Raw genomic sequence first — 24,691 nt, forward strand, 5'->3', positions numbered from 1 at the left:
ACCCCACGATGAGCACGGCGGCCCTCCTCGCCCTGTACGGCATCGTGATCATCGCGGCGGCCGGCCTCTGGGCGGCCGCCGCGACGACCGGTGCACGGCACTCCCTCTGGTTCGCGGCGGGCGGATGCCTCGCCGTCGTGGGCGCCGCCGCGATCGCCGCCGGCCTCGCCGTGCGCGACGTCGCGTTCGCCGACGAGAAGCTGTTCGTCGGCGTCCCGCTCGCGCTCGCGGGCTGCGTCGCGGGTCTGGCCGCCATCGGTCGTCGCCGCCGCCGCGCCGACGGAGCCGACGGCACCGACGACCCTGCGACGCGCATCGCGCTCATCGCAGCGGTCATCGCGGCCGCGGGGGCGGCGGCCGAGACCTGGATCATCGGCGGGCCGGTGCGCGTCGTGCCGACCGTCGTCCTGCTCGCGGTGGTCGCGCTCGCGATCGGTGCGACGTGGGCCGTCGTCGACAGGCGGGGCCGCCGCACCGTCACCGGGTTCGCCGCGCTCGCCGGCCTCGCCGTCGGCGCATCGATCGGCTGGGTATGGCTCGCCGACACCGCGCCACCGAGCCTCGAGGCGGCCCCGGGCCACCACGCCGTCGCGGCCGGCGCGTCGGCCGGCGCCGGCGCCGAGGCATCCGTCTCGGTCGCCGACCTGCGCACGCCGGCCGACCCCGGCCGCCGCACCGACCGGTTCACCCTCACCGCGAAGCGCTCGCTCGTCGTGCTCGACGACGGGGCGACGATCGACGCGTGGACGTTCGACGGGCAGGTCCCCGGCCCGGAGCTCCGCGTGCGCGAGGGCGACCTCGTCGAGGTCGAGCTCCGCAACGACGACATCGCCGCCGGGGTCACGCTGCACTGGCACGGCGTCGACGTGCCGAACGGGGAGGACGGCGTCGCCGGCGTCACGCAGGACGCCGTGCTGCCCGGCGACTCGTTCGACTACCGCTTCGTGGCCGACGAGCCGGGCACGTACTGGTACCACACCCATCAGGGTTCGGCCGAGGGCGTGCGCAAGGGGCTCTACGGCATGCTCGTCGTGGAACCGGCCGACCCCCCGAGGTCGGCCGACGGCGCCGGGACGCTCGACGTCTCCGCGCCCGTGCACACCTTCGGCTCCCACGTCGTCGTCGGCGAGCACGCGCACGCCGAGACCCGCGAGGTCGCACCGGGCACGCGCGTGCGGGTGCGGCTCGCCGACACCGATCTCGAACCGCTCGCTGCGCGACTCGAGGGGGTCCCGTTCACCGTGGTCGCGGTCGACGGCCGCGACCTGGCCGGCGGTGCCGAGGTCGCGGATCGTTCGCTCAGGCTGCCCGCCGGCGGACGGATCGACGTCGAGTTCACGATGCCGGACACCCGCGTCGCGCTCGGCGTCGACCGGTCCCGCGAGGCGGGACTCGTCTTCCTGCCGGGCGAGGGGGATGCCTCGGGACCGGCGCTCGCCGTTGCCGGTGACACCGCGTCGGCGGTTCCGATGCCGGTGCCCTCGGCCGCGCCCGAGCTCGACCTGCTGTCGTACGGCGCGCCCGACCCGGCCGCCGTGCGTCTCGCGGCGGCGACCCCCGACGTCGACGCGCGCCTCGTGCTCGACCGCCTGCCGCGCTTCGTCGGCGGTGCGCCGAAGTACGCCTACACGGTCGACGGCCGAGTGTTCCCGCACATCGATCCCGTGTCGGTGCGCGAGGGCGACCTGGTGCGGCTCACGATCGTCAACCGCGGGTTCGAATCGCATCCGATGCACGTGCACGGGCACCACGTGCTCGTGCTCTCCCGCGACGGGGTCGTCGCGACCGGTGCCCCGCTCCGGCTGGACTCGGTCGACGTTCGGCCGGGGGAGGTGTGGCAGGTGCTCCTGGTCGCCGACAATCCCGGCATCTGGATGGATCACTGCCACAACCTCGAGCACGCCGCCGAGGGAATGATGATGACGCTCGCCTACGAGGGCGTCACGAGCCCGTTCGAGCACGAGGGGCACGGCAACCGACCGGAATGAGCGCGGTACGGGCCGGCGGGGCGGGACGTCTCGCCGGCGCGCCGGTCACTCGGAGGTGCGCTGCGCGGCGATCCGGTCGCACATGTCGTCGCGGAGGGCCCGGACGTCGCCGTCGCGCTCGAAGAGCCGGGGCAGCTCGTCGAGGCCGGGGTAGTGGCTGCTCGCGGCCTCGAGCTCGCCGAACGAGTCCTGTCCGCAGTGCGCGGCGGTGCTCAGCGCCTCGGTGAACCGATCGCGGCTCGCCGACGACAGCGCCCAGCCGAGCGGGGGCACGACGGCCGGCTCGGAGGCGGGTGCGACCACGACGACGCCGCCGTCGATCCGGCCCTCGTCGCCGATCAGGGTGTCGACGGCCGCGGCGCACGCGGCATCGCCTTCGGGACAGGCCTCGGGGAGGGTGAGCGCGATGCGCTGGATCCACGCGTCCTGCGCGGTGAGCCGGACCCGTGCCGCATTGCCGGTGATCGGCGCGAGCGGTTCGGCCTCGGCCCTCGTGACGTCGGTGACGAGGTCGTAGCCCTGCGAGTTGCGCAGGTAGAGGAGCACCGGAACGAGCTTGGTGTCGGACGCCGGATCGTCGTTCACGGCGGCGAAGACCTTCATGAGTGCCGGGGCGATGTCGGCGATCGTCGCGAGCGACGTCGGTTCGACGTACCCGCCGTCGACGAACTGGGCGCCGGCGCGACCGCCCACGTCGCGGCACGGACCCGTGCCCGGCATGCTGCCGGTCGGGGTGATCACCGCGAAGCGCGCCGACAGCATGGCGGCCGTCGACCAGTCGAGGCCCGCCAGGCAGTCGGCCGCGTCCTGCGCGCCGTCGACTCCGGGCAGCTCGCCGAACTGCAGCATGGACGGCAGCCCGCCGGTGGCGTCGCACGGGCCGATCGCGCCGCCCACCGGTGCGAAGTCCGACGCCGCCCGCTCGGCGGTGACGGGCGCCTGCTGCACGAGCAGCCGGCATTTCGTGACGACGTCGGCGGAGTTCATGAGCAACGCCCCGGTCAGCGGGTCGATGTCGTTCGTGAACGGCTCGCCGAGGGCCGTGCCCTGCTCCCAGAACGATTCGATGAGCGCGGCGCGATCCCGCCAGCGCCAGCCGTCGTCGTCGGTCTCGGACGAATCGAGGTACGACGGCATGTGCACGCCCCACCCGCCCGCGACCGCATCGCCGACGACGAGCGCGAGCGCCGCAGTCGACACGGCGCCCGGCGCCGAGAGCCGCGCGGCCGAGTCGACGAGCGATCCGTCGGCGTCCTGCGGGTTGGTGCCCGCAGAACTGGCGAGCGCGAGTCCGACCGAGCCGCCGCTGATCCCGCTCGCGACGAGACCGGACTTCCCGGCGCAGCCCGGCAGCGCGTCGAGCACCGAGGCGGTCCAGTAGGCGGCCCGGATGCCGCCGCCCTCGGACGCGATCAGGAACACCGGCCGGATCCGTGTCCCGTCCTCGGCCTCGTAGGTGCAGGCGCTCTCCGATCGGAGGTCGCCGAGACGCTGGGCCAGCGCGTCGGGTTCGACGAGGTTGCGGGCGGAGTCCTCGTTCGAGACGTGCACCCGGTGCAGGGCCGTGTCGGAGAGCCCCCACGGCACGGCCGAGAGGGCGACGTTGATCGCGAGCGGCATCACGAGGGCGAGCGCGATCACGGGGCTCGCCTTCATGTTGAGCCAGCGGAAGGGCGCGATGAGCGCCCGTGCCTGCAGGATCAGCGTGAACGAGCCGAGCACCGCCACCCAGGCGCCGAGTGCGAGGAGCACGACGGCGACGGCGCCGAGCGCCGCGCCGAGCTGCGCCGGCCAGAGCATCGCCGCGACGAGGGCGACCGAGCCGACCCCGAGCGCGATCCACTCGACGAGCATGGCGCGCGACACGTTGCCGTCCTTCGCCGAGCGGTGGTCGGTCGGGTCGAGACGCCCCGCGCGCAGCAGGCGCCCGCCCCACGAGGTGCGGTCGGCGAAGCCGATGACGGCCATCGGCGCGAGCACGGCGACGGCGGCCGACACGGGCACCAGCAGCCAACCCGCCACGGACGTCGCGGAGCCGCCGAGCACGAGCGGTACGAGGAACGAGCGCACGACGCCGACCGCGCCGACGACGAGCACGACGGCGGAGAGCGAGTCGCCGACGATCCAGCTGTCGCTCGCCCGCTCGACCGACAGGGGCCTGGGCTGCTCCGGGTGACGTGCGACCCAGCGGGCGCCGATCGCGGCGAGGCCGGCGATGACCAGTTCGACGACGAGCACGGCGAGGAAGGTCGGCAGGTGCACGGGGAACGCCCCGTCAGGATCGACGGGTCCGACGATCGCGACGGTCGCGATCGCGAGGCCGATCTGGGCGACCGGTGCGATGAGCCACGGGAACGCCGCATCGAACGGCCGGGGCGTCGGCCGGCCGACCCACCCGTTCACCCGGGTCTCGATCATGTAGCGGGTGCGGCGGCGCCCGAGCGCGAGCGCGAGTGCGCCCGTGACGAGCATCGCGACGATCGCGGCGAACCCGTGCACGGCGCCGATCGGGCCGTCGGCCCACTGGCGCTGCACATCGGGGAGCTGGTCGAGGAGGTCGGCGGCCGGGATGCAGGCGAGCACGAGGAGGACGACGATGGCGAGGGCGGCCAGGCGGTGCACCCAGATCGCGCGGCCCAGCCGGGCGATCCGGTTGGCGAGCCAGCTCCGGTACGCCGTGATCCGCAGCACCGCCACCCCGAACACGACGAACCCGAGCACCTTGATGACCGTGGCCCAGACGAGCACGCCGCCGACCGCACCGGATGCCGCCTCGAGGCCGTTCGCGACGGTGAGTCCGGCGACGAGCTGGAGCGCGTCCTCGAGCACCTCCGCCCCGACGATCGCGATGAGGGCGATCCTCGGCACCGTCTGCGCCCGGCGCGGCGCCTGCCGCACGAGGCCGCGGAGCAGTGTCGCGTACGCCGCCACCATGACGAGGTCGAGCACGGCGGACAGTGCGATCCACACGCCGAGGTCGGCATGCCATGGCATGTGCGCCCAGGCCGCCCAGCTCTCGTGCTGGAACGGCCCGAGCGGACCGAGCACGAGGTTGAGGGAGTGGCTCCGCCCGTCGGCGTCGGGGACGCTCGCGATGAGCCGATCGAGTTCGGCGAGGGCCACGGCGATGAGCAGCACGGTCGCGGCGAGGGAGAGCACGCGGCCGACCCGTCTCCACACCGCGTCGCCGATGCCCGGCCACGTCGGTCGCGGCACGTCGTCGCGGCGTCCGGCGGCGTCGTCCTGCACCGCCGCGCGCGCGCCCGAGGCTTGCGTCACCAGCACCACCCGCCCAAGCTCGAACCTGCTGTTGCGACGAGGCTATCGCCCGGCGGACATCGCCGTCCGTACCGCGTACGGGGGGCGAAGGGGGACACCATCGGCCCGCCCGGTCGGGCGCTGCTAGGATCACGGTACAACCTCATACCGGGCCATCGACGCGTCGCGGGAGAGCCGGAGCCTCGTTCAGTTCCATCGAACAGGGCCGCCCGGCACCGAAGGAGCAAGCCTCCCTGCCAATCTCTCAGGTCACACACCGCGATGACGAGGCCGCTCTGAAAAGTGCCCCGCGATGCGCGCGGGGCCGCCCACGGTGAAAGCGCGTCATCGCGTGAAACTCTCAGGCTCATGACAGAGGGGGAGTTCTCATGCGGCATCCGCCGCACGAATCGCGACCGCGCCGACACCGTCCGTCGGCCAGTCTGGAGAACTCGTGACGAACGACCCCGGTACCACCATCCCCGCCGACGAGCGACGGAGCCCGCTCGATGCCGTGCACCGCGCCGCGGGTGCGAGCTTCACCGACTTCGCCGGCTGGCAGATGCCGGTGCGCTACTCGTCCGACCTCGCCGAGCACCATGCCGTGCGCACGACGTCGGGCATCTTCGACCTCTCGCACATGGGCGAGATCGTGCTCGTCGGCCCCGAGGCCGCCGCAGCGCTCGACCACGCGCTCGCGGGCAAGCTGTCGGCGATCGAGGTCGGCCAGGCGAAGTACTCGCTGCTGCTCGCCGACGACGGCGGCATCATCGACGACCTCGTCGTCTACCGCACCGGCGACGACCGGTACATGGTCGTGGCGAACGCGTCGAATGCCGCCGTCGTCGCCGACGAGCTGCGCACCCGCGCCGCAGGCTTCGACACCCTCGTCTCCGACGAGAGCGACGACATCGCGCTCGTCGCGCTGCAGGGACCCGACGCACGCGCCGTGCTGCTCGAGACGCCCGGCTTCGGCGTCGACGGCCCCGGCAACGACCAGGACGACTTCGACGCGCAGATCGCCGCGCTCAAGTACTACCGGGCGTTCCCGGCGACCTTCGAGGGGCAGCCGGTGCTCGTCGCGCGGACGGGCTACACCGGCGAAGACGGCTTCGAGCTCTACGTCGCGCCCGAGCTGGCGTCGCGCCTGTGGGCGGCCCTGACCGAGACCGGCGGTCCCCGCGTCGTGCCCTGCGGCCTCGCGAGCCGCGACACCCTCCGACTCGAGGCGGGCATGCCGCTCTACGGCCACGAGCTGAGCCGCGACATCCTGCCCGTGCAGGCCGGCCTCGGTCGCGTCGTCGCCCTCTCGAAGGAGGGCGACTTCGTCGGTCGCGCCGCGATCGAACGCGGTCCCGCCGACGACGCGCCCGTGCTCGTCGGCCTCGCGGCCGAGGGGCGCCGTGCCGCCCGCGCCGACTACGAGGTGTTCGACGGCGAGGGTGCCGATGCGGCTCGCGTCGGCATCGTCACGAGCGGCGCGCTGTCGCCGACCCTCGGCCACCCGGTCGCGATGGCGTACGTGAGTCCCGGCCTCGCCGAGCACGGCACGTCGCTCTTCGTCGACGTGCGTGGCACGCGCATCCCCGCGACCGTCGTCGCGCTGCCGTTCTACAAGCGCGCCTCCTGATCCCGGCGCCGCCGGCCCGGCACGGGCGGGCGGCGCGAACCCCGAGTCATCCCAACCACAAGGAGCACCCCATGACCGACCTCAACGCCCTGCAGTACACCGAAGAGCACGAGTGGGTCGTCGTCGACGGCGACGTCGCGACGATCGGCATCACCGACTACGCCGCCGAGAAGCTCGGCGACGTCGTCTACGTCGACCTGCCCGCCGCCGGCTCGACCATCACCGAGGGCAACGTCGTCGGCGAGATCGAGTCGACGAAGTCGGTCGGCGAGCTCTTCGCCCCGCTGAGCGGCGAGGTCGCCGAGGCGAACCAGGCCGTCGTCGACGCGCCCGAGCTCGTGAACAGCGACCCGTTCGGCGAGGGCTGGCTGCTCAAGGTCACGGTCACGAGCCTGCCGAAGCTGCTCACCCGCGACGAGTACGTCGCCCTCACCGGAGAGTAAGGAACCACCCGGATGACTTCGCCCTCGTCGGCCTTCGACCTCGACGCCTTCGGGCGCCGCCACATCGGCACCTCGCCGAGCGACCACTCGCTCATGCTCGCCGAGCTCGGCTACGACTCGCTCGACGCGCTCATGTCGGCGGCCGTGCCGTCGTCGATCCGCATGGGCGAGGTGCTGAACTCGGCCATCCCCGCGGCGGCGACCGAGCGCGAAGCGCTCGCCGAGCTCGCGGCGCTCGCCGCCCAGAACACGGTGCGCACGCCGCTCATCGGCCTCGGCTACTACGGCACGATCACTCCCGCGGTGATCCAGCGCAACGTGCTCGAGAACCCGAGCTGGTACACGGCGTACACGCCGTACCAGCCCGAGATCAGCCAGGGCCGGCTCGAGGCGCTCATCAACTTCCAGACGATGGTCGAGAACCTCACGGGCCTCGACATCGCGAACGCGTCGATGCTCGACGAGGGCACCGCCGTCGTCGAGGCGATGCTGCTCGCCCGCCGCGGCTCGAAGTCGAAGGCGAATCGCTTCGTCGTCGACGCCGATGCGCTGCCGCAGACGAAGGCGCTGCTCGCCTCGCGCGCCGAGGCGGTCGGCATCGAGCTGCTCGAGGTCGATCTCACCGAGAACACGGACGCCTCCGCCTTCGGCGAGCACTTCGGCATCTTCGTGCAGTACCCCGGCGCCTCGGGCCGGGTGTGGGACCCGTCGACGGTGATCGCCGCGTCGAGGGCGCAGGGCGCGCTCGCCGTCGTCGCCGCCGACCTGCTCGCGCTCGCACTGATCACGAGCCCCGGGGAGCTCGGCGCCGACGTCGCCGTCGGCACCTCGCAGCGCTTCGGCGTGCCGATGGGATTCGGCGGACCGCACGCCGGCTACATGGCGGTGCGCAAGGGCCTCGAGCGGCAGATGCCGGGCCGCCTCGTCGGCGTCTCGCAGGACGCGGCGGGCCACCCCGCCTACCGCCTCAGCCTGCAGGCCCGCGAGCAGCACATCCGCCGTGAGAAGGCGACGTCGAACATCTGCACCGCGCAGGTGCTGCTCGCCGTGATGGCCTCGATGTACGCCGTCTACCACGGGCCCCGCGGCATCCGCGCGATCGCCACCCAGACCGCCGGCAAGGCGAGGCTGCTCGCGGGCTGGCTCGAGGACCTCGGCCAGCGAGTCGCGCACGACGCCTACTTCGACACGCTCGCGGTGCACGTGCCGGGCCTCGCGAAGAACGTCGTCGACCGCGGTCGCGAGCTCGGCGTGCTGCTGTGGGAGGCCGACGAGGCGACCGTGTACGTGTCGGTCGACGAGACGACCACGCTCGACGACCTGCACCGGGTCGCGCAGGCGTTCGGCGGACCCGACGAGCGCGAACTCGAGGGCGCGATCACCGAGACGGCCATCCCCGAGGCGCTCCGCCGCACCTCGCCGTACCTCGAGCACCCGGTGTTCAACACGCACCACTCCGAGACGCAGATGATGCGGTACCTCAAGCAGCTCGCCGATCGCGACTACGCGCTCGACCGCGGCATGATCCCGCTGGGCTCGTGCACGATGAAGCTCAACGCGGCGACCGAGATGCAGGCGGTCACCTGGCCCGCCTTCGCGAACCTGCACCCGTTCGCGCCCGAGGCCGACGTCGTCGGCTCGCTCGGGCTCGTCGAGCAGCTCGAGTCGTGGCTCGCCGAGGTCACCGGGTACGACACGGTGTCGCTGCAGCCGAACGCCGGAAGCCAGGGCGAGCTCGCGGGCCTGCTCGCGATCCGCGGCTACCACCGTGCGAACGGCGAGGCCGAGCGCGACGTGTGCCTCATCCCCTCGAGCGCGCACGGCACGAACGCGGCGTCGGCGGTGCTCGCCGGCATGCGCGTCGTGGTCGTCGCGACCGACGAGCTCGGCAACGTCGACCTCGACGACCTGCGCGCGAAGATCGCCGAGCACGCCGCATCGATCGCGGCCCTCATGATCACGTACCCGTCGACGCACGGCGTCTACGAGCACGAGGTGAAGGAGATCACCCAGGCGGTGCACGACGCCGGCGGGCAGGTGTACGTCGACGGTGCGAACCTCAACGCGCTGCTCGGCTACTCGCGCTTCGGCGACTTCGGCGGCGACGTCTCGCACCTCAACCTGCACAAGACGTTCTGCATCCCGCACGGCGGCGGCGGCCCGGGCGTCGGGCCGGTGGCGGCGAAGGCGCACCTCGCGCCCTACCTGCCCGGCCACCCGATGGCGCAGCGCGCCGACCACGCCGGCGGCTTCGTGCACGGCGGCGGACCGGTCTCGGCGGCGCCGTACGGAAGCCCGTCGATCCTGCCGATCTCGTGGGCGTACGTGCGCATGATGGGCTCGGAGGGCCTCAAGCAGGCGACCGCGACGGCGGTGCTCGCGGCGAACTTCGTCGCGTCGCGCCTGCGCGAGCACTTCCCGGTGCTCTACACGGGCGAGAACGGGCTCGTCGCGCACGAGTGCATCCTCGACCTGCGACCGCTCACGGCGGAGACCGGCGTGACCGTCGACGACGTCGCCAAGCGCCTCATCGACTACGGGTTCCACGCGCCGACCATGTCGTTCCCGGTCGCGGGCACCCTCATGGTCGAGCCGACCGAGTCCGAGGACCTGGCCGAGCTCGAGCGCTTCGTCGAGGCGATGGTCGCGATCAAGGCCGAGGCCGACGCGGTCGGCCGCGGCGAGTGGCCGGCCGACGACAACCCGTTGCGGAACGCCCCGCACACGGCCGAGTCGGCCATCGCGGGGGAGTGGAGCCACCCGTACACCCGCGAGCAGGCGGTCTACCCGGTGCGCTCCCTCGTGCGCAACAAGTACTGGGCCCCGGTGCGCCGCATCGACCAGGCCTACGGCGACCGCAACCTCGTGTGCGCCTGCCCGCCGGTGGAGGCCTTCGCGTAGCCCGTTCGGGTGTCCCGCCCACGAGTGTTGCCGTTCCGACCGTCGGTCTCCTCTGGAGCCGATGCGTCGGGCGGAGACGGCGACATTCGATGGCCCTCGTCGCGACCACCGTCAGCTCGGGAGCCCGCCCCACACGGCGCGGGCTCCCGAGTCGCCGATGAGCACCAGCAGCACCATCGTGCCCACCCCGACGACGAGGGATGCTGCGGCGAGTCCGACTCGAACGGCGCGAGCCGCGCCGGGCGAGTCTCGGCGCACCCGGTCGTCGGCGAAACGGAACCACGCCCACTGGCCCGCCGCGACGACGAAGAGCGCGATGGCCCACGGCAGGAGCATCTCGCCGAACCCCTGATGCCGGGCGACCGCGGGGATCGGGCCGAGCACGGCCGCGAGCGACCGCCCCGCGGCGACCGTGATCGGCACGAGCACCAGCACGAGGGCGGCACCCAGCGCGGTCACGATGCCGAGGCGGCGGCGTGCCCGCGGCCAGAACGTGCCCAGCAGCAGCGCGAGTACCGTGAGCGGAGTGAGCACGACGACCGCGTGCACGATGAGCGGATGCAGGGGCAGTCCGGCGACCTGGATGAGGTCGCCGGACGCGAGCGGTGCGACGATCGTGGAATCCATGCCGAGAACACGTCGCGCACGCCCGGCCGGTTCATCTCCACCGCAGGCTGAACGTTTCGCGCCGCGGTCTCGTTCTCCCGTCGAAGGACCGGAGGTGACGGATGCCGAACGACGACGAGCCGCTCGATGACGATCGACGACTGGTCGCGCTGTACGAGGCGCACGGCCCGACGGTGTGGCGCTACGTGGTCCACCTCACCGGAGACCCCGCCGGCGCCGACGACATCGTGCAGGAGACGCTCCTGCGTGCGTGGCGGAGCCCTCGAATCCTCGCCCAGGAACCCGCGTCGACGAGGTCGTGGATGATCACCGTCGCCCGCAACCTCGTGATCGACGAGGCGCGCAGCGCACGCCGACGGCACGAGATCGGAGTCGCCGAGGCGCCCGAGCCGCCCGGGCCGCCGACGGGGGACGAGACCGACGCCCTCTTCGAGAGCCTGTTGATCGAGGAGGCGCTGGTGACCCTGAGCCTGGAGCACCGCGCGGTGATCGTGCACGCCTACTACGGCGGATGCAGCGTGGCGGAGGTCGCGCGGCGGCTCGGGATCCCGGAGGGTACCGTGAAGTCCCGGCTGCACTACGGCCTCCGGGCGCTGCGGCTCGCACTGCAGGAGAAGGGAGTGACGCGATGAACCCCGATCACGCGCGCTTCGCGGAATGGGACTCCGCCTACGTGCTCGGTGCGCTCTCGCCGGCCGAGCGCGGCGAGTACGAGCGGCATCTCGAGAGCTGCGACCGCTGCCGGCGCGCGGTCGCCGAGCTCGCGCCGATGCCCGGCCTGCTCGCACGCCTGACGCCCGAGCGCGCCGACGGACTCCTCGGCGAGGGCGAGCCCGGCACCCAGCCGGGCCCGCGCGACGACCTCCTCGACGTCGTGCGGCTCGAGGATCGTCGCCGTCGCCGTCGCCGACGCAGGGCACGGACCTGGTGGCTCGCGTCCGCGGCGGCCGCCGTCCTGCTCGTCGCCGCGATCGCCGTGCCGATCGGCCTCACCGGCACGCCCGTCGCCTCCGAGTCGGTGGCCTTCGAATCCGTCGCGGAGGTGCCGCTGACCGCGACCGCGAGGCTCACACAGGTCGCGTGGGGCACGAGGATCGAACTCGACTGCCGCTACGCCGACACCGAGGCATCCGGCGACGCGGACGCGAGCTGGCCGTACGTGCTCGTGGTGGTCGGGCACGACGGCGGGCGCACGGACGTGTCGAGCTGGCGGGCGAGTCCGGGCACCGAGGCCCGGCTCGCGGCGGGAGCCGCTCTCGACCTCGACGAGATCGCATCCCTCGAGATCCGGGCGGTGGGCTCGGGCGACGTGCTCATGCGGAGCGCACTCGACTGAACGGCTGAACCATCCGTCGCTCCCTCTCGTGCTCACTGCAGGGCCGCGACCGCGGCCGATGCCGGAGAAGAGGGAATTCGCATGAAATCGCGCATTGCAACAGGAGCCGCCGTGCTCGGGCTCGTCATCGCGCTCGCGGGCTGCACGGGGACGTCCGGCGGGTCGGGCGGCACGTCCGACGGAACGGGCTACGGCGGGGAGACGTCGACCGCGACGGAGGCGCCCGACAGCGGTGCCGGCTCGTCGGCGGCGCTCACGACCGCGGACTCCGACCTCGGCGAGATCGTGGTCGACGGCCACGGCATGACCGTCTACATGTTCGACACCGACACGCAGGGCGGCGACTCGAGCACCTGCGAGGGCCAGTGCGCGACGAACTGGCCCGCCGTGACCACCGACTCCGACGCGCCGGAGGTCGAGGGCGTGACCGGTGAGGTCGGCACGATCACGGGAGTCGACGGCTCGAAGCAGGTGACGCTCAACGGCTGGCCGTTGTACACCTATGCGGGCGACAGCGCCGCGGGCGACACGAACGGCCAGGGGGTCGGCGGAGTGTGGTGGGTGCTGACCCCGGCGGGCGACAAGGTCGGCGGCTGACGGCGTTCGCAGCTACACGAGGCGGGGCGCGGCGTGTCGGCCGCGCTCCGTGAGCTCGCGCCGGGCCGCGGGCACGGGCTCGCCGGAGCGGACGCTTCGCCGGGCGACGGCACGCTCGTGCGCTTCGCGGATCTCCGCCTCGGTCGTGCGGTGCAGGCGGTCGGTGGCGCGGCCGGCGAGGTGCCCGGCGGCGAAGGCGGCGGCGAGGTTCATGGGAATCGATTCCATCTCTGTGATCCGGCGGAGCCGGTGGGCGCCCCCGGGCCGGGGGCGGTTCAAGACTCGTCGGCGCGGCGGATCGCCGATTCCGGGTGGACCCCCGAACCGACCCCGGGAGTACACTGAGATTCTCTCGGGCTTTCCGTTCGGGCTGCCCGAGCTCCACTCGCACGGGGAGGTGCCGCATGCCTGGCATCGATGTGATCGCAGGTATCGCGATCATCGCGACGTTCGTCATCGTGAGCGTCGCGACGGCCGACACGGGGGCGCTCGAGCAGCGCATGCGTCGCCGCGGCAGCGTCGGCGAGGCGGCCGAGGCGATCCGGCACGCGCAGGACGTGATGGACTACGCCCGCGGCGGCTACCTCGGCGTCGTCTGCACCCCGACCCGGCGCATGCGACTCTCGGGCGACCTCGAGCCGGCGACGATCCCGCCCGACGAGGCCGCACCCGAGGTGCGGGCGGTCGCGGAGGCGCCGGCCGTCGTCGCCGAGGTGCGCCCCGAACGGACGGCACGGCACCTCGCCCCGAGGCACGCCTCGCCCCGCAGGCGACTCGCCCGAGGCATCCGCGTGCTCGTCGGTCCCCGCCATCGCGGGACGACGCGGTCGCTCAGGCCGGCGGAGCGAAGAGCCCGGGCCACCACGCGACCGCGAGCGGGTACCCGATGAACGACGCCATGTCGAGCACCCAGTGGGCGATGACGAGCGGCATCGTGCGGCCCCAGCGCGAATAGCACCAGCCGAACACGATCCCCATCGCGACGTTGCCCGCGAACGGACCGAAGCCCTGGTAGAGGTGATAGGTGCCGCGCAGGAGCGCGCTCGAGACGATCGTCGCCCACGGGCCCACCCCCAGTTCGCGCAGCCTCGTGAACAGGTAGCCGACGACGATGATCTCCTCGGTGAGGGCGGCCTTGAGCGCCGCGAGCACGAGGATCGGCACCGTCCACCAGTGCGTGTCGAGCGGTGACGGCACGATGGTCACGGTGATGCCGGCCGCGCGTCCGAGCGCGTAGAGGGCGAGGCCGGGCAAGCCGATCACGAGCACGAGGGCGAGACCGGATGCCGCGTCGCGGCCGGGCCGCGTGAGGTCGAACCCGATGCGGCGGAATCCGCTGCGCGTCGGCTGCCACAGCAGGTAGATCGCGAGGGCGACGACGAAGAGGCCGAAGAACACGTCGAGGAACTGGTAGGTGAAGTCGAGCCACTCGCGACTCGAACGCGACTGGTTGATCGCCGCCGACTGCTTCGCGAGCGGGGTCGTGTCGGTCACGCGGGCGATGATGGACACGATCGAGTAGACCGCGGACGCACCGAGCGAGAGCCCGAGCACGATGACGATCTCGGCGCGCAGCCGGAACGCCCAGCGCGCGTGCGCACCACGCACCTTGGGTTCACCTGTGTGCGGCCTGTGCAGTGGTCGTGCATCCGGCATGCCGCAATCATCGCACGGGAGGCGCCCACGCAACGATCGTGCGCATTCGCGGCGGAATATGTCGTGCAAGGTGTCGCTAGGTTGCGCCTCGGTAACGGTTTCCGTCTCGACTTTGCATCTCAGGGAACGATTCGTAGTCTGGCACCACGAAGCGCACAGCCCGGCCAAGAGCCGTGTTGTTCCGCGCCCATCTCACAGGAGGAACATTGAAGAACAAGAGAATCGGCGCTGCAGCCATTGCTCTTGCTGCCGCCGGCGCACTGGTGCTCACCGGCTGCACGAGCGGCGGCGGGGGCGAGTCCACCGAGGCCGCTGGCGACCCCACCGCGATCATCACGACGAATGGCTCCGAGCCGCAGAACCCGCTGATCCCGACCAACACCACCGAGACCGGCGGCGGCAAGATCGTCACCTCGCTCTTCGCGGGCCTCGTGTCGTACACGGCCGACGGCGAGATCGTGAACGACGTCGCCGAGTCGATCGAGTCGGACGACAAGCAGACCTGGACCGTCACCCTCAAGGACGGGCAGAAGTTCACCGACGGCACCGACGTCACCGCGCAGTCGTTCGTCGACGCGTGGAACTACGGCGCGAAGTTCAGCAACGCCCAGAGCGCTTCGTACTTCTTCGACAACATCGAGGGCTTCAGCTACACCGAGGACTCGGAGCTGACCGGCCTCAACGTGGTCGACGACAAGACCTTCACGGTCAAGCTCGTCGCCCCCGAGGCCGACTGGCCGCTGCGTCTCGGCTACACGGCGTACTACCCGCTCCCCGAGTCGGCGTACGACGACATGGAGGCCTTCGGCGAGCACCCGATCGGCAACGGCCCGTACATGTTCGCCGGCGACGACGCGTGGACGCACGAGGAGAAGATCGACCTCGTCACGAACCCCGACTACGACGGCGTTCGCACGCCCAAGAACGGTGGCCTGACCATCGTCTTCTACGCCTCGCAGGACTCGGCGTACGCCGACCTCCAGGCCGGCAACCTCGACGTGCTCGACGCCGTGCCCGACTCGGCGCTCGCGACCTACGAGGACGAGTTCGGCGACCGTGCGGTCAACCAGCCGGCGGCCATCTTCCAGGGCTTCAACATGCCGTACTACCTCGAGCACTGGAGCGGTGACGAGGGCAAGCTCCGTCGCGCCGCCATCTCGATGGCGATCAACCGCGACGAGATCACCGACGTGATCTTCCAGGGCACCCGTACCCCGGCGACCGACTACACCTCGCCGGTCATCGCGGGCTGGACCGACCAGCTCGAGGGCGCCGAGGTGCTCGACTACAACCCCGAAGAGGCCAAGAAGCTGTGGGCCGAGGCCGACGCGATCTCGCCCTACGGCGACACCGTGTTCGACATCTCGTACAACGCCGACGGCGGCCACCAGGCCTGGGTCGACGCGGTCGTGAACTCGATCTCCAACACCCTCGGCATCCAGGCCGTGGGCAAGCCCTACCCGACGTTCGCCGCGGCCCTCGACGACCGCGAGAACAAGAAGCTGACCGGCGGCACGCGCGCCGGCTGGCAGGGTGACTACCCCTCGATGTACAACTTCCTCGCGCCGCTCTACCAGACCGGTGCCGGGTCGAACTACGAGGGCTACTCGAGCGCCGAGTTCGACGGCCTCCTGAAGGAGGGCTCGCAGGCCGCTACTCCGGAAGACGCGACCGCGACCTTCCAGAAGGCCCAGGAGGTCCTCCTGAAGGACCTTCCGGCCATCCCGCTCTGGTACTCGAACGTGACCGGCGCTTCCGCCGACACGGTCGACAACGTGGTGTTCGGCTGGGACTCGGTTCCGCTGTACACCGAGATCACCAAGGCGCAGGGCTAAGACGACACCTCGTCTATAATCCCGTCTAACATGATGTCCGGGGCGGCAACGCCCCGGACATCATGCTGATATCCGAACGACTCTGTGATTGCGGCCCAAAATGCTCTCAGCACTAGACACTGAGGAGCGCTGATGCTCTGGTACACCGGAAAGCGACTCCTCCAAATCATCCCCGTGCTCCTCGGAGCCACCTTCCTCATCTACTTCATGGTCTTCTCCATGCCCGGAGACCCGATCGCGGCGCTCTTCGGCGACCGGCCACCGGCGCCCGGTGTGATCGAGCAGCTCCGCGAGCAGTACCACCTGAACGAACCGTTCATCGTGCAGTACTTCTACTACCTCGCGGGCATCTTCCAAGGCGACTTCGGCGTCACCTACTCGGGCCAGCCGGTCAATGAAGTCCTCGCCCGAACGTTCCCGGTGACGATCCGCCTCGCGCTGCTCGCGATCTTCTTCGAGATGATCGCCGGCATCTCGGTCGGCCTCATCAGCGGCCTGCGCAAGGGCGGAATCTTCGACGCGACCGGCCTCGGCGTGAGCCTCGTGCTCATTTCGCTGCCGATCTTCGTGCTCGGCTTCGTCGCGCAGTACTTCATGGGCATCCAGTGGGGCTGGTTCAGCCCGACCGTGGGTGCCGGTGCTCCGACCCAGGACCTCATCCTCCCGGCCCTGGTGCTGGCGACCATCAGCTTCGCGCAGATCTCGCGGTTGACGCGCTCCTCGGTCATCGAGACCCAGGGGCTCGACTTCGTGCGCACCGCGTACAGCAAGGGACTCTCCGGCAAGCGCATCGTGCCGGTGCACATCCTGCGCAACTCGCTGATCCCGGTCGTCACGTACCTCGGCACCGACTTCGGCACGCTCCTCGTCGGCGCGACCGTCACCGAGGGCATCTTCAACGTGCCCGGCGTCGGTCGAACCCTCTATCAGGCGGTCATCCGAGGTGAAGGACCCACCGTCGTGTCCTTCGTCACGATCATGGTGCTGCTGTACCTCATCGTGAACCTCCTGATCGACCTTCTCTACGCCGTGCTCGACCCGAGGATCCGCTATGCCTGACCAGTCTTCATCGAAGCTCCCGATCGAGCACTACGTCGCCCCGCTGGAGGAGACCAAGCTCGAGGCCATCGACTCGGTCAAGACCGAGGGCAAGCCGTCGAACCTCTGGATCGACGCGTGGGCCGACCTGCGCCGCCGACCGATGTTCTGGATCTCGTCCGCGCTGATCCTCATCATCGTGTTCATCGCGCTGTTCCCCGGACTGTTCACGAACGAGCCTCCGAACGCGAACTGCCTGCTCGCCAACAGCAACGGCGCACCCGTCGCGGGTCACCCGCTCGGCTTCACCCGGCAGGGCTGCGACGTCTGGTCGCGTATCGTGCACGGTGCGGGCACCTCGCTCTCGGTGGGCATCATCGTGACGATCCTCGTGTTCACGCTCGGTGTGATCTTCGGCGCGTTCGCGGGCTACTACGGCGGCTGGACCGACGGCATCCTCTCGCGCGTCGGCGACATCTTCTTCTCGATCCCCTACATCCTCGCGGCGGTCGTGATCATGACGGTGCTCGCGAACTACCGCAGCGTGTGGGTCATCTCCCTCGCGATCGGCATCTTCGCGTGGCCGGCCACAGCCCGAGTGCTGAGGTCCGAGATCCTGAGGGTCAAGAACTCCGACTTCGTCACCGCCGCCACGGCGATCGGCGTATCGCGGTTCAAGATCCTCTGGGCGCACGTCGTGCCGAACTCCATCGCCCCGGTCATCGTCATCGCGACGATCTCGCTCGCCGGCGCGATCGTCGCCGAGGCGACCCTGTCGTTCCTCGGCGTCGGCCTGCCGACGAACATCATGTCGTGGGGCAACGACATCGCCCAGGCGCAGACGACGCTCCGCACCGCTCCGCAGGTGCTGATCTACCCGTCGATCGCGCTTTCCCTGACCGTGTTCTCGTTCATCATGCTCGGTGAAGTCGTGCGAGACGCACTCGACCCGAAGGCGAGGGCCCAGCGATGAGCACCCCCCTGCTCCAAGTCAAAGACCTCGAGGTCGCGTTCCGCACCCAGAACGGTGTCGTGCAGGCGGTCCGCGGCGTGAGCTTCACGCTCGACCGCGGCTCCAGCCTCGCGATCGTGGGCGAATCGGGCTCCGGCAAGTCGACGACCGCGCACGCGATCATCAACCTGCTGCCGGGCACCGGCCACATCTCCGGCGGGCAGATCCTGCTCGACGGCGAAGACCTGGCCAAGGCTTCGCAGAACGAGATGGAGCACATCCGCGGTCGCAAGATCGGTTTCGTGCCCCAGGACCCGATGTCGAACCTCAACCCCGTGTGGTCGATCGGCTTCCAGGTCGAGGAGGCGATCCGTGCCAACGGCATCGCCACGGGCCGCAAAGAGGTCAAGGCGCGTGCGATCCAGGTGCTGAAGGAGGCGGGCCTGCAGGACGCCGACCGTCGCCTCAAGCAGTACCCGCATCAGTTCTCGGGCGGCATGCGCCAGCGCGTGCTCATCGGCATGGGCCTCGCGGCGAACCCGCAGCTGCTCATCGCCGACGAGCCGACCTCGGCGCTCGACGTCACCGTTCAGCGCGTCATCCTCGACCACCTCGAGTCGCTCACCCGCGAGCTCGGCACGACCCTGCTGTTCATCACGCACGACCTCGGCCTCGCGGCCGAGCGCGCCGAACAGCTGCTCGTCATGTACAAGGGCCAGGTCGTCGAGGCGGGCCCGTCGCGCGAGATCCTGCAGAACCCGCAGCACCCGTACACGCAGCGACTCGTCGCCGCGGCACCGAGCCTCGCCTCGCGCCGCATCCAGGCGACTGGCAGCATCGCGGCGGCCGAGTCGGCCATCGCGGCCGACGCGGCGACCGCGGCGGGCGAGGCGATCGACCTCATCGCGACGGCCGAGGCCCGCGCCGAGGCACTCGAGGCCGCCGCCGCGCAGCCGCCGGCGATCGTGGTCGAGAACCTCACCAAGGTGTTCAAGATCCGCGGTTCCGGCGACTTCAAGGCGGTCGACGACGTCTCGTTCCAGATCCGGCGCGGCACCACCACGGCGCTCGTGGGTGAATCGGGCTCGGGCAAGTCGACCGTCGCGAAGATGCTGCTGAAGCTCGAAGAGGCGACGAGCGGCAAGATCGTCGTCGGCGGAAAGGACCTGGCGTCGACGAGCGGCAAGGAGCTGTTCGCGCTCCGCAGCCGCATGCAGCCGGTCTTCCAGGACCCGTACGGTTCGCTCAACCCGCTCCGCAACATCGGCAACACGATCGCCGAGCCGCTGCAGACGCACAAGGTCGGTACGAAGGCATCGCGTCGCGAGCGCGTCTTCGAGCTGCTCGACCAGGTGTCGCTGCCGCGCACGCTCCTCGGCCGCTATCCGAACGAGCTCTCGGGCGGCCAGCGACAGCGCATCGCCATCGCGCGGGCGCTCGCGCTCAAGCCCGAGATCGTCATCCTCGACGAGGCCGTGTCGGCGCTCGACGTGCTCGTCCAGGCGCAGATCCTGCGCCTGCTCGCCGAGCTCCAGGCCGAGCTCAACCTCACGTACCTCTTCATCACCCACGACCTCGCGGTCGTGCGCGTCATCGCCGACAACGTCTGCGTGATGCAGAAGGGGCGCATCGTCGAGGCGGCGACGACCGACGAGGTCTTCGGCAGCCCCAAGGAGCAGTACACGCGCGACCTGCTCGCCGCCATCCCCGGGGCGAACATCGAGCTGGGGGCGTAGGCCGCCGCAAGGCAGCCAACCTGCTCCGAAGCGCGCGAGACATCGAGCTGGGGGCGCAGGAGGCCGAGAGGCATCCACGCCGCCCAAGATGCGCCCGAACGCCCGGCATCCGACATCGGATGCCGGGCGTTCGGCGTTCACACGGTTGCGCGCGGTAGGCTGTCATGGCGCGAACCGTCGATCCACGGTCGTCCGCGCTCCCACAGACTCCCATCCAGCGCATCCGCGCGGCCCAGCCGAGCCCGTTTCCGGGCCGGCGGGCCGATCCGGCGGATGCCTCACCGCGAGGACGAAAATCCATGGCGAAGGCCACCCGCAATTCCCTGCGCAACGTCGCGATCGTCGCGCACGTCGACCACGGCAAGACGACGCTCGTCGACGCGATGCTCAAGCAGACCCACTCGTTCGCCGAGCACGCCCACGTCGACGACCGCGCGATGGACTCGAACGAGCTCGAGCGCGAGAAGGGCATCACGATCCTCGCGAAGAACACCGCCGTCGAGTACAACGGGGTCCACGCGACCGACGGGCCCGTCACGATCAACGTGATCGACACCCCGGGCCACGCCGACTTCGGCGGCGAGGTCGAGCGCGGTCTCTCGATGGTCGACGGCGTGGTGCTGCTCGTCGACGCGAGCGAGGGCCCGCTGCCGCAGACCCGCTTCGTGCTGCGCAAGGCGCTCGAGGCGCGACTGCCCGTGATCCTGCTCGTCAACAAGACCGACCGTCCCGATGCCCGCATCGAGGAGGTCGAGGAGGAGAGCCACGACCTGCTGCTCGGCCTCGCGTCGGACCTCGTCGACGACGTGCCCGACCTCGACGTCGACGCCCTGCTCGACGTGCCGGTGGTGTACGCCTCCGGCAAGGCCGGCCGCGCCTCGCTCACGCGGCCCGCGAACGGCGCGCTGCCCGACAACGAGGACCTCGAGCCGCTGTTCGGCGCCATCCTCGAGCACGTCCCCGCGCCCTCGTACGACGACGAGGCGCCGCTGCAGGCGTGGGTCACGAACCTCGACGCGTCGCCGTTCCTCGGCCGCCTCGCGCTCCTGCGCGTCTTCAACGGCACGATCAAGAAGGGGCAGACGGTCGCCTGGGTGCGCCACGACGGCTCGCACTCGAACGTGCGCGTCACGGAGCTCCTGAAGACGAAGGCGCTCGAGCGCTTCCCGGCCGAGGAGGCCGGCCCCGGCGACATCATCGCCGTCGCGGGCTTCGAGGACATCACGATCGGCGAGACGCTCGCCGACCCCGAGGACGTGCGTCCGCTGCCCGCGATCCACGTCGACGACCCCGCGATCTCGATGACCATCGGGACCAACACCTCGCCGATCGTCGGCAAGGTCAAGGGCCACAAGCTCACCGCCCGCATGGTGAAGGACCGGCTCGACCGCGAGCTCGTCGGCAACGTGTCGCTGCGCGTGCTCGACATCGGCCGCCCCGACGCGTGGGAGGTGCAGGGCCGCGGCGAGCTCGCGCTCGCGATCCTCGTCGAGCAGATGCGCCGTGAGGGCTACGAGCTCACCGTCGGCAAGCCGCAGGTGGTCACGAAGCAGGTCGACGGCAAGACGCACGAGCCGTACGAACACCTCACGATCGACGCCCCCGAGGAGTACCTCGGCGCGATCACGCAGCTGCTCGCCGCCCGCAAGGGCCGCATGGACAACATGTCGAACCACGGCACCGGCTGGGTGCGCATGGAGTTCATCGTGCCGAGCCGCGGTCTCATCGGCTTCCGCACCGAGTTCCTGACGATCACGCGCGGCACCGGCATCGCGAACGCGATCTCGCACGGGTACGACGAGTGGGCGGGTGCGATCACGACCCGCAACAACGGCTCGATCGTCGCCGACCGCGCCGGCGTCGTGACCCCGTTCGCGATCATCGCCCTGCAGGAGCGCATGACCTTCTTCGTGAACCCGACCGAAGAGGTCTACGAGGGCATGGTCATCGGCGAGAACTCGCGCGCCGACGACATGGACGTCAACATCACGAAGGAGAAGAAGCTCACGAACATGCGTTCGTCGACCGCCGACACCTTCGAGTCGATGACGCCCTCGCGCCAGCTGACGCTCGAGGAGTGCCTCGAGTTCGCCCGCGAGGACGAGTGCGTCGAGGTCACGCCCGAGAAGGTGCGCATCCGCAAGGTCGAGCTCGACCAGACGGCGCGCGCCCGTGCGGCGTCGCGCCTCAAGAAGCAGGGCTGAGCGCAGCTCCGCCACCACACGACGCGGATGCCCCGGGGCCGGCCCCGAGGCATCCGCGTCGTCGTGTCTGCGGCGGGGGCGGGGCGGGGAGAGCGCGCAAGGGCGCACGGCTTCCATGCATGCGTATCGGAGGTTCCTCTCAGAAACGCTGCGTACGGTAGCTGAGATTGTCTCGATCTCAAGCCAGTTTCGCCACGAAACCCGACCCCCTTTGATACGTAACGCGTGATGACTTCCCCCCAGCACGGCCGCCGCGCGGCCGCCCCCGTTCCTGCCCGCCGCCCCGCACGTCGCCCAGCGACCGCTCGCCAGGCGCTCTCGATCGCCGCGATGGGCTTCGTCGGCGCGATGATCGTCGCGACGAGCGTGCCCGCCCTCGCCGTGACCGCGACCGATGCCGAGTCCCGCGCGTCGGTCTATGCCCCCGTCGAAGACACCGTGAGCTTCACCCCGCAACACGTCGAGGTCGGTGCCGACGCCGTCGAGGCGACGCTCGCGGCCGAGTCGTACGACGTCGTCAAGGCGCCGCCGCCCATCGTCTCGCAGGTCGCGGGGCTCGGCTCGGTGTCGATCATCGAGTCCGACGTGGTCGTGTGGCCGGTGCAGAACCCCGACCGCCGCAGCGGCGGCTACGGCCCGCGCGATGCGCCCTGCGCGGGCTGCTCGACGTTCCACGACGGGGTCGACTTCACGCCCGGCGACGGCACGCCGGTCATGTCGATCGCCGACGGCGTCGTCGTGAAGGCGACCGAGAACGGCGGCGGCCTGGGCGTCAACGTCGAGGTCGAGCACAATATCGGCGGCGAGCTCGTCACGAGCTCGTACGCGCACATGCAGTTCGGCTCGATCGCGGTGTCGGTCGGTCAGCGGGTGTCCGCGGGCCAGCAGCTCGGCCTCGTCGGCACGACCGGCCAGTCGACCGGCCCGCACCTCCACCTCGAGATGTTCGGCGCCGACGGGGCCCGGTTCGACGGGTTCGCCTGGCTCGCCGCCCACATCGGCTGACGTCCTCTCGGGTGGTCGAGGAGCGCCGACGATCGCCGGTCTCGATACGCGTGCTCCGTCGGCGCGCGCTCCTCGGCCGCTCGGCGTCCTATGCCCCGGTGAAGCGGGGTTCCCGCTTCTCGATGAACGCCGAGACCCCCTCGCGCATGTCGGCCGTTCGGAACGCATCGCCGAAGCCCGCGATCTCCAGATCGCTCGCCGTCGCGGTCGGCATCCCCGTCGCATCGACGAGCACGCGCTTCGCGAGGCCCACGGCCGGGGCGGCGTTCTGCGACACGAGCGCGATCGTCTCGCGCGCGCCGGCGAACATCGACTCGCGGTCGGCGAAGCGGCGGGCGACGAGCCCCGCCGCGACGGCCTCGTCGATGCCGATGCGGCGGCCGGTGTAGATCAGTTCCTTCGCGAGGGCGAGGCCGATCGTGCGGGGCAGTCGCACCGTACCGCCGAAGCCCGGGATGAGTCCGAGATGCACCTCGGGCTGGCCGAACGCCGAGGCGTCGGTCGCGTAGATGAAGTCGCACGCGAGCGCCATCTCGAGCCCGCCCCCCAGCGCGAACCCGTCGACGCAGGCGATGACGGGAACCGGCAGCGCCTCGATCGCGGCGGCGACCCGGTGGCCGGCGCGTGCAGCCGCCTCGCCCTCCTCGGGGGTGAGGCCGGCCATCGCCCGGATGTCGGCGCCGGCGATGAACGCTCGTCCGCCCGCGCCGGTCAGCAGCACGCCGCGCACCGCCGCACCGTCGCCGGCGATCTCGTCGGCGAACCCGGTGAACGCCGTCTCGAGCGCGGCGAGCACGGCGGGGGAGAGGGCGTTGAGTGCCTTCGGCCGGTCGATCGTGACGACGGCGAGGTCGGCGTCGCGTTCGACCCGCACCTCGGGGACGTCGGTCGGGGCGGCGGTCGTGGCGTCGGTCATCGTCGATCCTCTCGGTGCTTCGGTGCGTGCCGACCACGCTACGGCATCGGCTCCCGCGGGCGCTGCGCCGGCGGTCGCCGGCGCAAGCCCACCGAGGGCCCGCCCCGGTAGACTCGTCGCATGCCGACCCCCACCCCTGCCGCCCGATGAGCGACGTCGTGCGCCACGAGTCGCCGTCGATCGCCGCCCGTGTCGGCGCGCTCGTCGTCGCCGCACTCGTCGGCGCCGTCTACGGCGCGATCGCCACGGTCGGCCACCGGCAGGTGCTCCGCATCGGTGACGCGGTGATCCCGTGGGGCCTCGTCGTCGCGATCATCGGCATCGCCGCCCTCCTCGTCGGCATCCGGCTCGTGACCCGGGGCCGCGCGATCACGGCCGCCGCGGCGGCCGGCCTCGTGGTGATGGTCGCCGTGCTCACCTACCTGCCCGGGCCGGGCGGCTCGGTGCTCGTCGTCGGCGACCTCCTCGGCACCGTCTGGTCGTTCGCGCCCGCGCTCATCGCCGTGCTCGTCGTCGCGTGGCCCGAGTTGCCGTCGCGGGCCCGAGCCCGCGCATAGACTGAAGATCCA

Annotated in this window: 20 protein-coding genes and 1 riboswitch; of the genes, 15 read left to right on the top strand and 5 right to left on the bottom strand. The window is 71.2% G+C overall.

The features are described 5' to 3' along the window. The first annotated feature begins 8 nt into the window (after positions 1-8). On the top strand, positions 9-1,988 hold the full coding sequence (locus tag ACFWGP_RS16555; RefSeq protein WP_376931394.1) for a multicopper oxidase family protein: 1,980 nt from the start codon (positions 9-11) through the stop codon (positions 1,986-1,988). Positions 1,989-2,033: 45 nt separating this feature from the next. Here ACFWGP_RS16555 and ACFWGP_RS16560 read toward each other — a convergent pair whose 3' ends face one another. After that, the gene (locus ACFWGP_RS16560) at positions 2,034-5,267 is read right to left on the bottom strand and encodes a hypothetical protein (protein ID WP_376931395.1); all 3,234 of its coding nucleotides are present in this window, start codon (positions 5,265-5,267) and stop codon (positions 2,034-2,036) included. A gap of 156 nt (positions 5,268-5,423) precedes the next feature. Beyond that, positions 5,424-5,536, top strand: a riboswitch (glycine riboswitch). A 164-nt stretch (positions 5,537-5,700) separates the two neighbouring features. Between ACFWGP_RS16560 and gcvT the strand changes: the two genes are divergently transcribed. The 3 genes from gcvT (at position 5,701) to gcvP (ending at position 10,220) form a co-directional block, all read left to right on the top strand. Continuing rightward, positions 5,701-6,876 (top strand): glycine cleavage system aminomethyltransferase GcvT, encoded by a 1,176-nt coding sequence (gcvT, locus tag ACFWGP_RS16565; RefSeq protein ID WP_231430486.1) that lies wholly within the window; start codon positions 5,701-5,703, stop codon positions 6,874-6,876. 71 nt (positions 6,877-6,947) lie between these two features. Continuing rightward, positions 6,948-7,319: a glycine cleavage system protein GcvH gene (gene gcvH / locus ACFWGP_RS16570; protein ID WP_231430487.1), complete on the top strand. Its 372-nt coding sequence runs from the start codon at positions 6,948-6,950 to the stop codon at positions 7,317-7,319. Between the two features lie 12 nt (positions 7,320-7,331). Continuing rightward, entirely contained in the window at positions 7,332-10,220 is a 2,889-nt protein-coding gene (gene gcvP, locus ACFWGP_RS16575; RefSeq protein ID WP_376931396.1) for an aminomethyl-transferring glycine dehydrogenase, read from the top strand. Between the two features lie 111 nt (positions 10,221-10,331). Here the strand turns inward: gcvP and ACFWGP_RS16580 are convergent, their stop codons facing one another. Continuing rightward, positions 10,332-10,847 carry a DUF2231 domain-containing protein gene (locus tag ACFWGP_RS16580; protein WP_231430489.1) on the bottom strand — a complete coding sequence of 172 codons (516 nt, stop codon included), beginning with the start codon at positions 10,845-10,847 and terminating at the stop codon, positions 10,332-10,334. A 101-nt stretch (positions 10,848-10,948) separates the two neighbouring features. Here ACFWGP_RS16580 and ACFWGP_RS16585 point away from each other — a divergent pair, with 101 nt between their 5' ends. From ACFWGP_RS16585 to ACFWGP_RS16595, 3 genes are all read left to right on the top strand, one after another. Beyond that, on the top strand, positions 10,949-11,479 hold the full coding sequence (locus tag ACFWGP_RS16585) for a sigma-70 family RNA polymerase sigma factor (RefSeq protein WP_231430490.1): 531 nt from the start codon (positions 10,949-10,951) through the stop codon (positions 11,477-11,479). Next, a complete protein-coding gene (locus ACFWGP_RS16590) occupies positions 11,476-12,183 on the top strand; it encodes an anti-sigma factor family protein (RefSeq protein ID WP_376931397.1) in 708 nt (235 codons plus the stop codon). Before ACFWGP_RS16585 ends, ACFWGP_RS16590 begins: the two co-directional genes overlap by 4 nt. Positions 12,184-12,264: 81 nt before the next feature. Beyond that, positions 12,265-12,780: a hypothetical protein gene (locus ACFWGP_RS16595; RefSeq protein ID WP_376931398.1), complete on the top strand. Its 516-nt coding sequence runs from the start codon at positions 12,265-12,267 to the stop codon at positions 12,778-12,780. Between the two features lie 12 nt (positions 12,781-12,792). On the opposite strand, the gene ACFWGP_RS16600 is transcribed toward ACFWGP_RS16595, so the two are convergent. Beyond that, a complete protein-coding gene (locus ACFWGP_RS16600) occupies positions 12,793-13,008 on the bottom strand; it encodes a hypothetical protein (protein WP_231430493.1) in 216 nt (71 codons plus the stop codon). A gap of 176 nt (positions 13,009-13,184) precedes the next feature. On the opposite strand from ACFWGP_RS16600, the gene ACFWGP_RS16605 reads away from it, so the two are divergent. Beyond that, a complete protein-coding gene (locus ACFWGP_RS16605) occupies positions 13,185-13,670 on the top strand; it encodes a hypothetical protein (protein ID WP_376931399.1) in 486 nt (161 codons plus the stop codon). Here the strand turns inward: ACFWGP_RS16605 and ACFWGP_RS16610 are convergent. Then, entirely contained in the window at positions 13,612-14,436 is an 825-nt protein-coding gene (locus tag ACFWGP_RS16610) for a CPBP family intramembrane glutamic endopeptidase (RefSeq protein WP_255679888.1), read from the bottom strand. The genes ACFWGP_RS16605 and ACFWGP_RS16610 overlap by 59 nt on opposite strands. A 206-nt stretch (positions 14,437-14,642) precedes the next feature. On the opposite strand from ACFWGP_RS16610, the gene ACFWGP_RS16615 reads away from it, so the two are divergent. From ACFWGP_RS16615 to ACFWGP_RS16640, 6 genes are all read left to right on the top strand, one after another. Further along, positions 14,643-16,271 carry an ABC transporter substrate-binding protein gene (locus ACFWGP_RS16615; RefSeq protein ID WP_231430496.1) on the top strand — a complete coding sequence of 543 codons (1,629 nt, stop codon included), beginning with the start codon at positions 14,643-14,645 and terminating at the stop codon, positions 16,269-16,271. Positions 16,272-16,403: 132 nt separating this feature from the next. Then, a complete protein-coding gene (locus ACFWGP_RS16620) occupies positions 16,404-17,330 on the top strand; it encodes an ABC transporter permease (RefSeq protein ID WP_231430497.1) in 927 nt (308 codons plus the stop codon). Then, a complete protein-coding gene (locus ACFWGP_RS16625) occupies positions 17,323-18,282 on the top strand; it encodes an ABC transporter permease (protein ID WP_231430498.1) in 960 nt (319 codons plus the stop codon). Before ACFWGP_RS16620 ends, ACFWGP_RS16625 begins: the two co-directional genes overlap by 8 nt. Further along, positions 18,279-19,997 carry an ABC transporter ATP-binding protein gene (locus ACFWGP_RS16630; RefSeq protein WP_231430499.1) on the top strand — a complete coding sequence of 573 codons (1,719 nt, stop codon included), beginning with the start codon at positions 18,279-18,281 and terminating at the stop codon, positions 19,995-19,997. Before ACFWGP_RS16625 ends, ACFWGP_RS16630 begins: the two co-directional genes overlap by 4 nt. A 299-nt stretch (positions 19,998-20,296) precedes the next feature. Continuing rightward, entirely contained in the window at positions 20,297-22,201 is a 1,905-nt protein-coding gene (gene typA / locus ACFWGP_RS16635; protein WP_275505681.1) for a translational GTPase TypA, read from the top strand. Between the two features lie 228 nt (positions 22,202-22,429). Then, complete coding sequence (locus ACFWGP_RS16640; RefSeq protein ID WP_376931400.1) at positions 22,430-23,206, top strand: M23 family metallopeptidase; 777 nt, start codon at positions 22,430-22,432, stop codon at positions 23,204-23,206. 88 nt (positions 23,207-23,294) lie between these two features. Here ACFWGP_RS16640 and ACFWGP_RS16645 read toward each other — a convergent pair whose 3' ends face one another. After that, positions 23,295-24,122: an enoyl-CoA hydratase/isomerase family protein gene (locus ACFWGP_RS16645; protein ID WP_231430502.1), complete on the bottom strand. Its 828-nt coding sequence runs from the start codon at positions 24,120-24,122 to the stop codon at positions 23,295-23,297. Positions 24,123-24,268: 146 nt separating this feature from the next. On the opposite strand from ACFWGP_RS16645, the gene ACFWGP_RS16650 reads away from it, so the two are divergent. Continuing rightward, positions 24,269-24,679 carry a histidinol dehydrogenase gene (locus ACFWGP_RS16650; protein WP_231430503.1) on the top strand — a complete coding sequence of 137 codons (411 nt, stop codon included), beginning with the start codon at positions 24,269-24,271 and terminating at the stop codon, positions 24,677-24,679. The last annotated feature ends 12 nt before the right edge of the window (positions 24,680-24,691 follow it).

Source organism: Agromyces sp. NPDC127015, assembly GCF_042725165.1.
GTDB lineage: Bacteria > Actinomycetota > Actinomycetes > Actinomycetales > Microbacteriaceae > Agromyces > Agromyces chromiiresistens.